The sequence below is a fragment of the Patulibacter sp. NPDC049589 genome (assembly GCF_040675535.1).
Lineage (GTDB): Bacteria > Actinomycetota > Thermoleophilia > Solirubrobacterales > Solirubrobacteraceae > Patulibacter.
In genome coordinates this window covers 1-13,179 of the sequence record NZ_JBFAPC010000043.1, presented here as the reverse complement: position 1 = coordinate 13,179, position 13,179 = coordinate 1, and the positions used below count along the sequence as shown (strand labels likewise).

Annotated in this window: 11 protein-coding genes; 1 reads left to right on the top strand and 10 read right to left on the bottom strand. The window is 73.8% G+C overall.

Annotated features, from left to right (window positions below; translation table 11 throughout):
- Positions 1–2 precede the first annotated feature (2 nt).
- From tgt to AB0L40_RS10355, 8 genes are all read right to left on the bottom strand, one after another.
- Entirely contained in the window at positions 3–1,274 is a 1,272-nt protein-coding gene (gene tgt, locus AB0L40_RS10390) for a tRNA guanosine(34) transglycosylase Tgt (RefSeq protein ID WP_364353178.1), read from the bottom strand.
- A 111-nt stretch (positions 1,275–1,385) separates the two neighbouring features.
- A complete protein-coding gene (locus AB0L40_RS10385; RefSeq protein ID WP_364353175.1) occupies positions 1,386–1,871 on the bottom strand; it encodes a MarR family transcriptional regulator in 486 nt (161 codons plus the stop codon).
- 316 nt (positions 1,872–2,187) lie between these two features.
- Positions 2,188–3,780: a 2,3-bisphosphoglycerate-independent phosphoglycerate mutase gene (gene gpmI / locus AB0L40_RS10380; protein WP_364353172.1), complete on the bottom strand. Its 1,593-nt coding sequence runs from the start codon at positions 3,778–3,780 to the stop codon at positions 2,188–2,190.
- On the bottom strand, positions 3,777–4,535 hold the full coding sequence (tpiA, locus tag AB0L40_RS10375) for a triose-phosphate isomerase (RefSeq protein WP_364353169.1): 759 nt from the start codon (positions 4,533–4,535) through the stop codon (positions 3,777–3,779). The genes gpmI and tpiA overlap by 4 nt, the downstream gene beginning before the upstream one ends.
- Before the next feature lie 170 nt (positions 4,536–4,705).
- A complete protein-coding gene (locus tag AB0L40_RS10370; protein WP_364353166.1) occupies positions 4,706–5,950 on the bottom strand; it encodes a phosphoglycerate kinase in 1,245 nt (414 codons plus the stop codon).
- Between the two features lie 90 nt (positions 5,951–6,040).
- Positions 6,041–7,039: a type I glyceraldehyde-3-phosphate dehydrogenase gene (gene gap, locus AB0L40_RS10365; RefSeq protein WP_364353163.1), complete on the bottom strand. Its 999-nt coding sequence runs from the start codon at positions 7,037–7,039 to the stop codon at positions 6,041–6,043.
- A gap of 316 nt (positions 7,040–7,355) precedes the next feature.
- On the bottom strand, positions 7,356–7,829 hold the full coding sequence (locus AB0L40_RS10360) for a GNAT family N-acetyltransferase (RefSeq protein WP_364353160.1): 474 nt from the start codon (positions 7,827–7,829) through the stop codon (positions 7,356–7,358).
- On the bottom strand, positions 7,826–8,386 hold the full coding sequence (locus AB0L40_RS10355) for a helix-turn-helix transcriptional regulator (RefSeq protein WP_364353157.1): 561 nt from the start codon (positions 8,384–8,386) through the stop codon (positions 7,826–7,828). Before AB0L40_RS10355 ends, AB0L40_RS10360 begins: the two co-directional genes overlap by 4 nt.
- A 27-nt stretch (positions 8,387–8,413) precedes the next feature.
- Between AB0L40_RS10355 and AB0L40_RS10350 the strand changes: the two genes are divergently transcribed.
- On the top strand, positions 8,414–9,004 hold the full coding sequence (locus tag AB0L40_RS10350; protein WP_364353154.1) for a DsbA family protein: 591 nt from the start codon (positions 8,414–8,416) through the stop codon (positions 9,002–9,004).
- Between the two features lie 130 nt (positions 9,005–9,134).
- Here the strand turns inward: AB0L40_RS10350 and uvrC are convergent, their stop codons facing one another.
- Together uvrC and AB0L40_RS10340 are read right to left on the bottom strand one after the other, a co-directional pair.
- Positions 9,135–11,321, bottom strand: coding sequence for an excinuclease ABC subunit UvrC (gene uvrC, locus AB0L40_RS10345; RefSeq protein WP_364353151.1), 2,187 nt, complete (start codon positions 11,319–11,321; stop codon positions 9,135–9,137).
- 79 nt (positions 11,322–11,400) lie between these two features.
- Positions 11,401–13,179, bottom strand: a 1,779-nt coding sequence (locus AB0L40_RS10340) for a transglycosylase SLT domain-containing protein (RefSeq protein WP_364353148.1), incomplete at its 5' end; no start/stop codon positions are given.

The window sequence follows — 13,179 nt, the reverse complement described above, 5'->3', positions numbered from 1 at the left end:
TCCTAGGGCAGGATCCCGCCCCGGATCGCGGCGGCCTCGTCGGCCAGCCGGCCGTCGATGATCGCCTGGCGCAGGCGTTGCATCACGCGGGAGACGAACGCGAGGTTGTGCTCGGTGATCAGCCGCATGCCGAGCAGCTCGCGCGTGTGCATGAGGAAGCGGATGTAGCCGCGGGTGAACCCGTGCGCGCAGGCGGGGCACGGGCAGCCCTCGCAGATCGGCTCGTCGCTGTCCTTCCAGCGGGCCTGCGTGAGGTCGACGCGCCAGCGCTTCTCGGGCTCGGGCACGAGGGCCATGCCGTGCCGGCCGATCCGGGTCGGCATCGCGCAGTCGAACGTGTCGATCCCCTGCTCGACGCCCCGGACCAGGTCGTCGATCTCGCCGATCCCGAGGAGGTGCCGGGCCTTGCGCTCGTGCGCCCCGCCCAGGGCCGCGGTCGCCCAGCCGACGACCTCGTTCATCTGGTCCTTGTGCTCGCCGAGCGACCCGCCGATGGCGACGCAGTCGACGCGCGAGGAGGCCACCGTCTCGGTCGCCTCGACGCGGAGGTCCCGATAGACGCCACCCTGCACGATGCCGTAGACGAGCTGCCAGCCCGGAGCCCGCTCCTCGTGGAACGTCAGGCAGCGTTCGAGCCAGCGGTGCGTGCGCTCCGTCGAGCGCGCCGTGTACTCGCGGTCGACGTTGAACGGCGTGCACTCGTCGAAGACGACGGCGAGGTCGGTCCCGAGGTTCGCCTGGACCTCCATCGACCGCTCGGGCGAGAGGAACTGCTTCGAGCCGTCGAGGTGCGAGCGGAAGCGGACGCCCTCCTCCTCGATCGCGTCGATCCGGCCGTGGCCGCGCAGACCCTTGCCGCTGGTGCGGCCCTTGATCTCGTCGGCGACGGTGCCGTGGCCCATCGAGAAGACCTGGAAGCCGCCGGAGTCCGTGATGATCGGCCCGTCCCAGCCCATGAAGCGGTGCAGGCCGCCGGCGCGGCGGATCCGCTCGTCCCCCGGCGCGAGCATCAGGTGGAACGTGTTGCCGAGGACGATGTCGAAGCCGAGCGCGCGGATCTCGCTCGGGAGCATCCCCCGGACGCTCGCCTTCGTCGCCAGCGGCACGAACCCGGGGGTGCGGATCTCGCCGTGCGCGGTCGTGAGGACGCCGGCCCGGGCGCGCAGGTCGCCGCGCTCCTCGCGGGCGACGATCCGGAAGGCCTCCTTCGGCCGCTCGGCGGCGGGCCGCGGCGGGGCGTCGAGCGAGGGCGGGCGTTCGTCGGTGTCCGGCATGCGCAGGGCCATCGTAGGCGGCCCCGCCCGGCCGGCGTCCCGCGCCGCGGACCGTCCTGTGCCGACCGGACGTCCGGTCGGCCGTCGCGACCTCCGGGCCCCGGGTCGCCGCTACGGCTTGAGCCCCGGCTCGAGCCGTTCGAGGATCCGCGTCCAGACGTCGCCGAGGACGTCCTGCTCCTCGGGCGTCATCAGGTCGTGGAAGCGGGCCCGGACCTCCTCGAGGTACTCGCCGCGCGCGGCGGTGACGCGCTCGCGGCCCTCCGCGGTGAGGACGGCGAAGTAGCCGCGGGCGTCCGTGGCGCAGCGCTCGCGGACGACCTGGCCGTCCTTCTCCAGGCGGTCGATCAGTCGCGTGAGGCCGCTGCGGCTGAGGACCGCGAGCTTCGCCAGGTCCGAGAGCCGCATCCGGCCGTCGGGGGCGTCCGAGAGGTGCATGAGCACCTCGTAGGTCGAGTGCTGCAGGCCGTGACGGGCCTCCAGGTTCTGCTCGAGGTCGCGCTGCAGCAGGACGTACGAGCGCAGGAGGCCCCGCCACGCCGCGAGCTCGCGGGGGTCGAGGAGCCGGATGGCCTGGTCGGTCTTCGGGGAAGACATACCGACATTGTTGCAAGAGCAAGCGCATTCGACCACCAGACCGGGGTACCGGATGGGTCCCGAGCCGCGACGGGACCGCGACCGGGCGCCGCCATCCGGCGTCCCCCGCGCCCGCCACGGCCGGATCCACCCGGCGACCTCGCCAACACGGCGGCGACGTCGTTCGTCTCCGCGCCGACCTTCGGCGGGGACGCTGAGGACCGGTCCTCGGACGCCGGTCTCCCGGCGGCGGACGCCCCACACACGGTCTCGACGCTGCGGGACCGCGGCCGGGCGTCGCGCCAGGGTCGGCGGGCGCGCCGCGGTCGCCCCGCCCTCAGCCGTCGATCATCGAGCGGCCGGTCATCGCCTCCGGCTGGTCGATGCCCAGCAGGTCGAGGACGGTCGGCGCGACGTCGGCCAGGATGCCCTCGTCACGCAGCGTCAGGCCCTCGCGGGTGACGACGAACGGCACCGGGTTCAGCGAGTGCGCGGTGTTCGGCGACCCGTCCGGCTCGAGCATGTGGTCCGCGTTGCCGTGGTCGGCGGTGACGAGCAGGACGCCGCCGCTGTCGGTCACGGTCTTGACGACGTCGGCCAAGCAGCCGTCGACGAACTCGATCGCCGTCACCGCCGCGGGGATCGAGCCGGTGTGGCCGACCATGTCCGGGTTGGCGAAGTTGATGATCCCGAAGCGCGGCTCGTTCTCGCCCCACAGGCGGATGAACGCGTCGGCGGCCTCGCGCGCCGACATCTGCGGCTTCTCGTCGTACGTGGCGACGTCGCGCGGGCTGGGGACGACGTCGCGGTACTCGCGGCGGTGCTCGTCCTCGATGCCGCCGTTGAAGAAGTAGGTGACGTGGGGGTACTTCTCGGTCTCCGCCACGTGGACCTGGGCCGCGCCGGCGGCCTCGATGACGTCCGCGAGCGTGACCTCGGGCAGGCGCGGCGGGAAGGCGACCGGGTAGGGCCAGTCGGCCTTGTAGGTCGTCATGCAGACGTAGTCGCCGACCGCGACGACCGGCTCGCCGTCGGGATGGCCCTCGACCTCGCCGCGGTCGATGTCGGTGAAGCCCGGCTCGGCCAGCGCGCGGGTGATCTCGCGGACGCGGTCGGGCCGGAAGTTCGTGACGATCACGGCGTCGCCGGGGCGGATCGTCGCCTCGTCGCCGACGCTCGTGGCGGCCACGAACTCGTCGGTCTCGCCGCGGTCGTAGGCGTCCTTCACGGCCTGCACGGCGGTGTCGGCGTGGTGGAACGCGGTGCCGTGGACGAGCAGGTCGTACGCCTGCTGGACGCGGTCCCAGCGCTGGTCGCGGTCCATCGCGAAGTAGCGGCCGACGACAGTGCCGATGCGGACCGTCGTCTCGTCCGTCGACGCGGCGTCGGCCCAGTCCTGGACGGTCTGCAGGAACGCGGCGCCGCCCTTGGGCAGCGTGTCGCGGCCGTCGGTGAAGGCGTGGATGACGACGTCCGCGGCGCCCTTGGCGACGGCGGCGTCGATCAGCGTGTGGAGGTGCTCCATCGAGGAGTGCACGCCGCCGTCGGAGACGAGGCCGACGAGGTGGACGCGGCGGCCCGAGGCCCCCGCGTCGCCGGCGGGGTGGCGGGCGGGATCCCCTTTCAGGGCACGGTCGATCGCCTCGGTCTCGGCGATCGTGCCGTTCTCGACGGCCTCGTCGATCCGCATCAGGTCCTGCTTGACGACGGCGCCGGCGCCGAGGTTCATGTGGCCGACCTCGGAGTTGCCCATCTGGCCCTCCGGCAGGCCGACGGCGGGGCCGCACGCGATCAGCTGCGCGTGCGGGTAGCGCTCCCACAGGCCGTCGAACGTCGGCGTCTTCGCGATCGAGACCGCGTTCCCGGGGCCGTCGGGCGCGAGCCCGAAGCCGTCGAGGATGACGAGGGCGACCGACGGCACGGGGCTCATGCGCGGGCGCCCTCGATGATGCCGGCGAAGGACTCCGGGTCCAGCGCGGCGCCGCCGACGAGCGCGCCGTCGACGTCGGGCAGGGCCAGCAGCTCGGCGGCGTTGCCGGGCTTGACGGAGCCGCCGTACTGGATGCGGATGGCCTCGGCGGCCTCGGCGGAGCGCTCGGCGACGAGCGAGCGGACGTACTTGCACGTCTCCTGCGCCTGCTCGGGCGTGGCGACCTTGCCGGTGCCGATGGCCCAGATCGGCTCGTACGCGATCGTGACCTTCGCGAGGTCCTCGTCGGCGACGTCGGCCAGGCCCTCGACGACCTGCGTGCGCAGGACGGCCTCGGTCTCGTTCCCCTCGCGCTGCGCGTCGGTCTCGCCGCAGCAGAGGATGGGCGTCAGGCCGGCGGCGAGGATCGCCGGGACCTTCGCACGCAGGGCCGCGTCGGTCTCGTTGAAGTACTGGCGGCGCTCGGAGTGGCCGACGACGACGCCGTGGACCTCGAGCTCGTCGAGCATCGCGATCGAGATCTCGCCGGTGTAGGCGCCCTGCTCGGCCTCGTGCACGTTCTGCGCGTAGACCTCGATCGACGAGCCGCGCGTCGAGTCGACGACGGCCTGGATCGCGGTGAACGGGACGACGACGGCGATCTGCACGTCGTCGACGGCGCCGGCCAGCGGCAGCAGGCCGGTGATGAACTCCTCGGCCTCGGCGATCGTCTTGTGCATCTTCCAGTTGCCGGCGACGAACGGGGTGCGGGACATCGAGGACCTCGGTGGTTTCGGTGGTGCGGTGGCGGTGCTGGGTGTGGTGCGCGGCCGTCGGCCGGTCGCGGGTGGGGCCGTCGTGATGACCCCGGTCTTCGCAGGTTCCCGCAGGTGCGGGTACCCGTTGCGGAGCGGGAGGCGCGCGGCGCCGGCCCGCCACGGTCGGTCTAGCCGCGGAGGACCTCGACGCCCGGGAGCGTCTTGCCCTCGATCAGCTCGAGCGACGCGCCGCCGCCCGTGGAGAGGTGGGTGACCTGGTCGCCCAGGCCGAACTGCTGCAGCGCCGCAGCGGAGTCGCCGCCGCCGACGACCGTGGTCGCCTTCGTCTCGGCCACGGCCTCGGCGACCGTGCGGGTGCCGGGCTCGAACGGCTTCAGCTCGAACGCGCCCATCGGGCCGTTCCAGAAGACGGACCCGGCGGAGAGGATCTCCTCGCGGTACGCCTGCGCGGTCTTCGGGCCGACGTCGAGGCCCATCCAGCCGTCGGGCGTGTCGACGCCGTCGAGATCCTGCTGCTCGGTGTCCGCGGAGAACTCCCGGCCGAGCGACAGGTCGCTCGGCAGCAGCAGGCGGCAGCCCTTGGCCTCGGCGTCGCGCAGCGCGCGGGCCGCGGGCTCGACGCCGGCCTCCTCGCACAGCGACGAGCCGACGCTGTGGCCCTGCGCCTTGAAGAACGGGAACGCCATGGCCCCGCCGATCAGGACCGTGTCGGCGCGGTCGAGGAACGCGTCGATGACGCCGATCTTGTCGGTCACCTTCGCGCCGCCGACGATCGCGACGAGCGGGCGTCCCGGATTCTCGAGGATGCCCTCGAGGGTCTCGACCTCGCCCTGCAGCAGCAGGCCGGCGGCGGACGCGGCGACGTGGTGGGCGATGCCCTCGGTGGAGGCGTGCGCGCGGTGTGCGGCGCCGAACGCGTCGTTGACGAAGACGCCGTCGGAGAGCGCGGCGTAGGCCTTCGCGAGCTCGGGGTCGTTCTTCGTCTCGCCCGCCTCGTAGCGCACGTTCTCGAGCATCAGGACGCGCTTGCCCTCGACGCCGGGCTCCAGCGCCGCAGCGGCCGCGGTGACCTCGTCGCCGACGACGGCGGGCGCGAGCGTGACGGACTCGCCGAGCAGCTGCTGCAGGCGAGCCGCGGCGGGCGCGAGCGACAGCGCCGGGTCGACGCCCTTCGGCCGGCCCAGGTGGGCGGCCAGGACGAGCGCGGCGCCCTCGGCCAGGAGGCGCTGGATGGTCGGGACGGCGGCGCGGATGCGCGTGTCGTCCGTGATCACCTCGTCCGGCGCCGGCGAGTCGGCGGGCGCCGGACCGGACAGCGGGACGTTGAAGTCGACCCGCACGAAGACGCGCTTGCCGCCGACGTCCAGGCCCTCCAGGGTGCGGATGGGCGTGGTCGCGGCGTCGGGCGTCATGGGGTCTCGGTGCTCGTTCGTCGGAGGGTGGTGAGAAGGAGTCGGGCCCGGCGCCGCTGTCGGCGCCGGGCCCGGCGGTGCCTCGGTCGGCTAGAGGACGCGGCCGACGAGGTCGACGACGCGGTTGCTGTAGCCCCACTCGTTGTCGTACCAGGAGACGACCTTCACGAGGCGGCCGTCGATCTGCTGCGTGAGCAGCGAGTCGAAGATCGACGAGTGCGGGTCCGTCGTGATGTCGGTGGAGACGATCGGGTCGTCCGTGTAGCGGAGGATGCCCTTCATCGGACCGTCGGCGGCGGCCTTGACGGCGGCGTTGATCTCCTCGACCGTCACGTCCTTGGCGGTGCGGATCGTCAGGTCGACGACCGAGCCGGTCGGCACGGGGGCGCGGACGGCGAAGCCGGAGAGCTTGCCGTTGAGCTCGGGCAGCACGAGGCCGACGGCCTTGGCGGCGCCGGTGGAGGCCGGGATCAGGTTGATCGCGGCGGCGCGGGCGCGGCGGAGGTCGCTGTGCGGCGCGTCGAGCAGGCGCTGGTCGCCCGTGTACGCGTGGATCGTCGTCATCAGGCCGTGCTCGATGCCGACCGCGTCGTTGATCGCCTTGGCGAACGGCGCGAGGCAGTTCGTCGTGCACGACGCGTTGGAGATGATGTGGTGCTGGTCCTTGTCGTACTTCTCGTCGTTGACGCCGAGCACGAGGGTGATGTCCTCGTTCTTGGCGGGCGCCGAGATGATGACCTTGGTGACGTCGCCGCCCAGGTGGGCCTTGGCCTTCTCGGCGTCCGTGAAGAAGCCGGTGGACTCGATGACGACCTGCGCGCCGACGGACGCCCAGTCGATGTCGCCGGGCTCACGCTCGGCGAAGATCTTGATCTCCTGGCCGTCGACGAGGACGCCGTCGGCGGTCGCCTCGACCGTGCCCGGGTACGGCCCCAGCAGCGAGTCGTACTTGACGAGGTGGGCGAGCGTCTTCGGATCCGTGAGGTCGTTGACCGCCACGAACTCGATGTCTGCGCCCGATGCCTTGGCGGCGCGGAAGACGTTGCGGCCGATGCGGCCGAAGCCGTTGATGCCGACGCGTACGGTCATGAAGCCCGTCCTTCTGGTCCAGTCGAGGGTGCGATGCAGGAAACGACGCAGGTCCCCCGTGACGCACTGCGCGCCGGGAGACCTGGGAAGGGTGCCCAGGCTATACGAGCAGACCCCTCCGGCGACGGCTCGCGGTCACGGTCGGGACGACCGTCGGGTCGACGGCGACGCCCGTGGAGCCGCGGCGGTGCGGGCCCGCCGGCGTACGGCGACCACCGGGCGCCGCGATCCAGTCCCGCCCGCGGGTCACGGCGTGGCGTGGCGGGGAGGTGCGGCCGGCGGATCGCGGCGCGCTGCCGCTCGCCCGGGCCGCCGTCTAGATCGCCGCCTCGAAGGTCGTGGTCCCCGCGTCCGGGATGAACCGCGTCCCCACCGTCCCGCGGACGAGGAGCCGCCGGACGGCGCGGTGCTCGGCGAGGAACTCCCCGTGCAGCCGCCGGAGCCCGACGCCTCGGCCGGCGTCGACGAGCCCCGCCAGGAGCGCCGCCCCCACCCCGCGCCCCTGCCAGCCGTCGACGACGAGGATCGCGGCCTCGCCGTCGTCGAACGCGGCGTCCCGGAAGACCTCCCCCAGGCCGATCGGCTCGCGCACGCCCGGCGTGTACGCGACGAGAGCGATGTGGTGCCAGCCGTCCGGCCGGGCCAGGTGCGACACGACCTCCGCCGAGGGCATCGGAGACGACGATCGGAAGCGGCGGTACCGCGACTGCGGCGTGAGCCGTGCGACGAGGAAGCGGACCAGCGCCTCGTCGCCGCTGCGCAGCGGCGCGATCTCCCAGTCGCCGGTCACCGCGCCCCCAGGAGGACCACGACCACGTCGGCCCCGTCGGAGACGACCTCGATCGCGAACGACGACGCGGCGGCGCACGACAGGTGGTCGCCGGTGTCGAGCTCCACGGGCTGCTGCGCCGGTCCCGCGAGGACCCGGCCGCCGGTGACGATCAACGCCCGGCGCCCGGCCGGGAGCGGGTGGAGCTCGCGCCGCTCCGCGGGGCCCAGCCGCAGGTCCCAGAGCTCGACCGCGCCCTCGACGTCGGCGCCGTCGAGGAACCACCCCGGACCGAGCGGCCCCGCCACCGGCTCCCCCGTTCGCGCCCGGGTGACGACGGTCGGCTCGCCCTCGGGTGCGGTGAGCAGGTCCGCCGGCGTGACCCGAAGGGCCGCGGCGATCGCCACCACGGTGTCGATCGTGGCGTTGCCGCGGCCGTGCTCGATCGCGGACAGCGTCGCCTTGCCGATGCTCGTCGCCCGCGCGAGCTCGGACATCGAGACCCGCGACGCGACCCGCAGCCGACGGACGTTGGCGGCGAGCGTCGCCTTCGTCGCCGCCCGCATCTCCTCGCTCATCGAACGATCGTACGATATACAGAACGTATGAGCACGCGCCCCCTCCTCTACGTCGACGTCGGGTCCCCCTTCGCCTACCTCGCCGTCGCCCGGGCGGAGGCGGTGCTGGGGGCCCGGCCGCTGATCCGCCCCGTGCTGCTCGGCGGCCTGTTCCGCCTGACGGGACGCTCGTCGTGGGCCCTCGGCGACGTCGAGCGGCGGCGCGCCGGGATGGCCGACATCGAGGCGCGTGCGGCGCGCTACGGCCTGCCGGCGCTCCGCTGGCCGGATCCGTGGCCCGGCGACTACCTGCGGGCGATGCGCGTCGTCACGGCCGGCTACGAGCTCGGCGAGGACGCCGGGGACGCGCTGCTCGCGGCCGGGTTCGGCCGGATGTTCGTCACGGGCGAGGACCTCTCGCGGGACCACGTCCTGCGAGCGGCGTGCGGGGACGCGGGACTCGACGCCGACGCCGTGTTGGACGCCGCGGGCACCCAGCGTGTGAAGGACGCGCTGCGGACCGCCACGGATGCCGCCCACGCGCGCGGCGTCTTCGGCGTCCCGACGCTCGAGGCCGACGGGCGGCTGCTCTGGGGCGACGACCGGCTGGACGAGGCGGGGCGGGGTCCCGGGGGTTGACCGCCCGGTGAGGCCCGCCGACGCACCCGGTCGAAGCGCCGGGACGTCGATCTCGACCTGTGGGCGACTGGCCGGCTTGTTGAGACGACACCGGTGCGGGTGCCACGCGCCACGGCGTCGGCGGCGCCGGTCAGGACCCGCCGCGGTGGAGCTGGACGTAGATCTCGCGCGCCAGCTTGCCGGGCAGCCCCGGCGTCGCCTCGAGCTCGTCGCGGCTGGCGCTGATGACCGCGTCGGGCGAGCCGAAGTGCTGGATCAGCGCCTTCCGGCGGGCCGGGCCGACGCCCGGGAGGTCGTCCAGGACGGAGGCCGTGAGCTTCTTGTCGCGCCGCCCGCGGTGGTGCGTGATCGCGAAGCGGTGGGCCTCGTCGCGGGCGCGCTGGAGCATCTGCAGCCCCGGCGTGTCGTGGCCGAGGATCACCGGAACGCTCTTCCCGGGCAGGAAGACCTCCTCGATCCGCTTGGCGAGCGACACGACCGCGACGCCGCGCTCGACGAACGTCTCGAGCGCGCCGATGCCGGCAGACAGCTGGCCCTTGCCGCCGTCGATCACGATCATGTCCGGCAGCGCCGCGAACGACGCGTCGCGGCCCGGCTCGTTGAGGCCCTTCTCCTGCTGGCCGGTCCACTGGGCCATCCTCCGCCGCAGCACCTCGTTCATCGACCGGAAGTCGTCGGGGACCCCCTCCTCGAGGTCGCGGATGACGAAGCGCCGGTACTGCTCCTTCGCCGGCATCCCGCCCTCGAGGACGACCATCGACGCGACCGTCTCGGTGCCCATCGTGTGCGAGATGTCGTAGCACTCGACCCGCATCGGCAGACGCTCGAGGCCCAGCGCCGTCTGCAGGTCGCTGAGCGCGCCGGAGCGCTGCTCGCGGCTGCGCTCGGCCCGCAGCCGCTCCTGCCCCAGCGCGAGCTCGGCGTTGCGCATCGCCATGTCGAGGATCCGCCGCCGGTCGCCCCGCTGCGGGGTCATGACGTCGACCTTGCGGCCCCGGACCTCGGCCAGCGCCGCGGCGAGCGGCGCGTGGTCGCGGACGGCGTCGGGGACGAGCACCACGGGCGGCACGACCGCACCGGCGTAGTAGCGCAGCAGGAACTGCTCGAGCACCTCGGCGACGACCGCGTCGTCGGCGGCGATCTTCGCCGTGAAGCTGCCGGGGACGGCCGGGTCGAACGGGATCGCCTCCTCGTCGAAGTCCGCGGCGTCGGGGTCGTCCGGGTCCTGGTCGCCGTCGGTCCCGGCGGTCGACGCCGGGTCGGCCTCGGTGGCCGTGCCCTCGGGCACGGGATCCGGCCCCGCGGACGCGGCGGTCTCCCCGGACGCCGTCGCGCCCGGGTCGGCGTCGCTGCCCCCGGCGACGCCGACGGACCCCGCGCCGGGTGCCGCGGCCTCCAGCGCCTCGGCGCGGGCCGCGAGAGCCTCCCCCGCCACCCCCGTCAGATAGAACGACTGGCGGTCGACGAGCGAGCCGTCACGGACCTGGAAGACCTGGGCGTTGGCGTCGTCACCCTCGACCGTGACGGCGATCGCGTCGAGCGAGCCGATGCTCTCGCTCGTCACGCGCTGGCGCTCGAGCAACGAGCGGACGGACTGCAGGCGGTCGCGCTCGCGGGCGGCGCGCTCGTAGTCCTGATCGGCCGCGGCCTCCTTCATCCGGGTCTCGATCGCGGTCTCGATCTCGCGGTACCGGCCCGCCAGGAAGGCCATGACGCCGTCGATCGAGTCGCGGTACTCGGCCTTGCTGACGTAGTCGACACAGGGGGCCGTGCAACGCTCGATGTGGTAATCGAGGCACGGCGATCCGGAACGCCGGCCGGGCTCGATCCCGCGGCAGGTCCGGTACTGGAACAGGCGCCCGAGCAGGTCCAGCGTGTTGCGGACGCGCTTGGCGTTGGAGTACGGCCCGAAGTAGCGGTAGCCCGGGCGGTGCTTCTCGCGCGTCGAGTAGACCCGCGGGTAGTCCTCGCTGAGCGTGACGCAGATGTACGGGTAGGACTTGTCGTCGCGCAGCCGGATGTTGAACTGCGGCTGGTACTGCTTGATGAAGCCGTTCTCGACGAGCAGCGCCTCGGTCTCGCTCGACACGAGGACGAACTCGATGTCGTCGATCACGTCGACCATCTCGACCGCGCCGCGCGTCACCGAGTTGTTGAAGTGGTTGGCGACCCGCTTGCGGATCGAGATCGCCTTGCCGACGTAGATCACCGTGCCGCCGCGGTCGCGGAACAGGTAGACGCCCGGGCCGTCCGGCAGCGCCCGTCGCTGGGTGGTGAGCCGCTCCTTGCGGTCCGCATCCGTGGGGCGAGAAGCCATCCCCCCGAGGATACGCCGGGACCCCGGACAGCCCCGGTCCGCGGCGTTTCCGGCCCCCACGGCGTGGCAACGCGATGCATCACCGCACCAGCCGGATCGCGAAGACGTCCGCGAGCCCGCCCGTCGGGTCGTACCCGCGCATCAGCGCGATGATCGTCGCGACGTAGTGGCGGGTCTCGGCGAACGGCGGCACGCACCCACACGGCGCGACGTTGCCCTCCCCCGCGTTGTACGCCGCGAGCGCCAGCTGGACGGACCCGAACCGCCGCAGCAGGCCGGCCATGAGCTTCGCCTGCGCCGGGATCGCCTGGTCGGGATCGAACGGGTCCCGCAGCCCCACCGCGCGCGCCGTCCCGGGCATGAACTGCGCGATCCCCTGTGCCCCAACCGGCGAGCGCGCCCCCGGATCGAACCCCGACTCCTGCTTCAGCTGCGCCGCCAGCAGCGCGGCCGAGACCTTGAAGCGGATGCTCGCGGCGAGGATCGTCGGGCGGTACCGCTCGGGGGTCCAGGGCGGCAGTGCCCCGGTGCGCGCAGGAGCCTCCGGATTGCGGCCCTGCTCGGCGACGTGGGCCGAGCCCGCCTCCCGGGTGAAGCCGAAATGCCAGGGTTCCCAGCTGTACCGCTTGAGGAAGCCGAACCGCCCGGCGTTGGCCGCCAGCCACCCGTACGCGCCGGGAGGACCGAGGTCGAGCTCGGTGCCCATGCGGTGCAGGCTCGTGCCCGGGCGGGCGACCCACTTCGGGTCCGGATGGGCGGCGAAGAGGCGCGCCTGCTCCGCGTTGGAGCGGTAGCCGCTGGTCACCGACAGCGGGTGCCCGGCCTTCGTGGCGGCGGCGTTCATCCGGTCGTAGGCGAGGGCGACATCGGGCCTCATGGGCTTTCCGTCCCGGCGCGCCAGGGCCCCGCGGTACTCGTCGCCCGTGGCGGCCTCGACCGGCAGCGCCGGCGGCGAGAGCTCCGCCGTCGCCTCCGCGCCCGCCGAGAGCGCCACGCCGGCGACCCGGGCCGTGGCCGTCGCGCGGACGCGCACGGTCAGGGGTCCCGCCTCGTCGGCCTCCGGGTCCGGGAACGTCACCGCGACGTCGGCCACGCCGTTGGCCGCGGCGGCCTTCCGCGCTGCGGCCACCGCCCGGTCGCGGTAGCGGTCGATCCCGAGGGTCGACGGGAGCCCTGCCCGCGCCGGCCAGTCGGCGCGCATCCGGTCGGCGGCCGCCAGGGCGGCGACGTCGACCGCGCGCTGGCGTTCCTCGCGCCCGCCCATGGCCGACGCCACCGCACCCAGGACGCCCGCGAGGACCAGGGCCACGAGCAGGACCCCGAGGACGAGGACCAGCGACTGGCCGTCCTCCGGGCCGCCCCGACCGGTGAGCGACGACCACCCGAGATCCCCGCGTTCACGGGCGTCGGACTGCGACCGGCCCTCCTCCTCGCGCCCCCGACCCGCGAGCTGCGACCGCCCGACCCAGCCGGCGCGCAGGAGCGCCCGCGCCACGGGGCCCGTCGCGCGCGGGACCGGCACGACGTCGACGTCGTGCCGGGCGAGCGTCCGGCCACAGGCCTCGAGCGCGGCCGGCCCGCCGTCGGCGTGCACGAGCCCCGCCCGCTCGATCGGCCCGAGGAACGGCGGACCCCACGGGCCGGCCACCACGAGCACCACGGGACCAAGACCCGGGGCGGACTCCAAGCGCTCGGCGGCCGCGACCGCCTCGACGTCGTCGGACGGCAGCTCGACGCGCACCGTCCGCCCGACCGGGACGGCTGAGGTGACGATCCGCACCTGGAGCTCGCCCGTGCGCGTGCCCTCGCGGACGACGAGGTTGCGCAGGAGCCCCTGGTGGAGCTTGCGGTCGTAGGC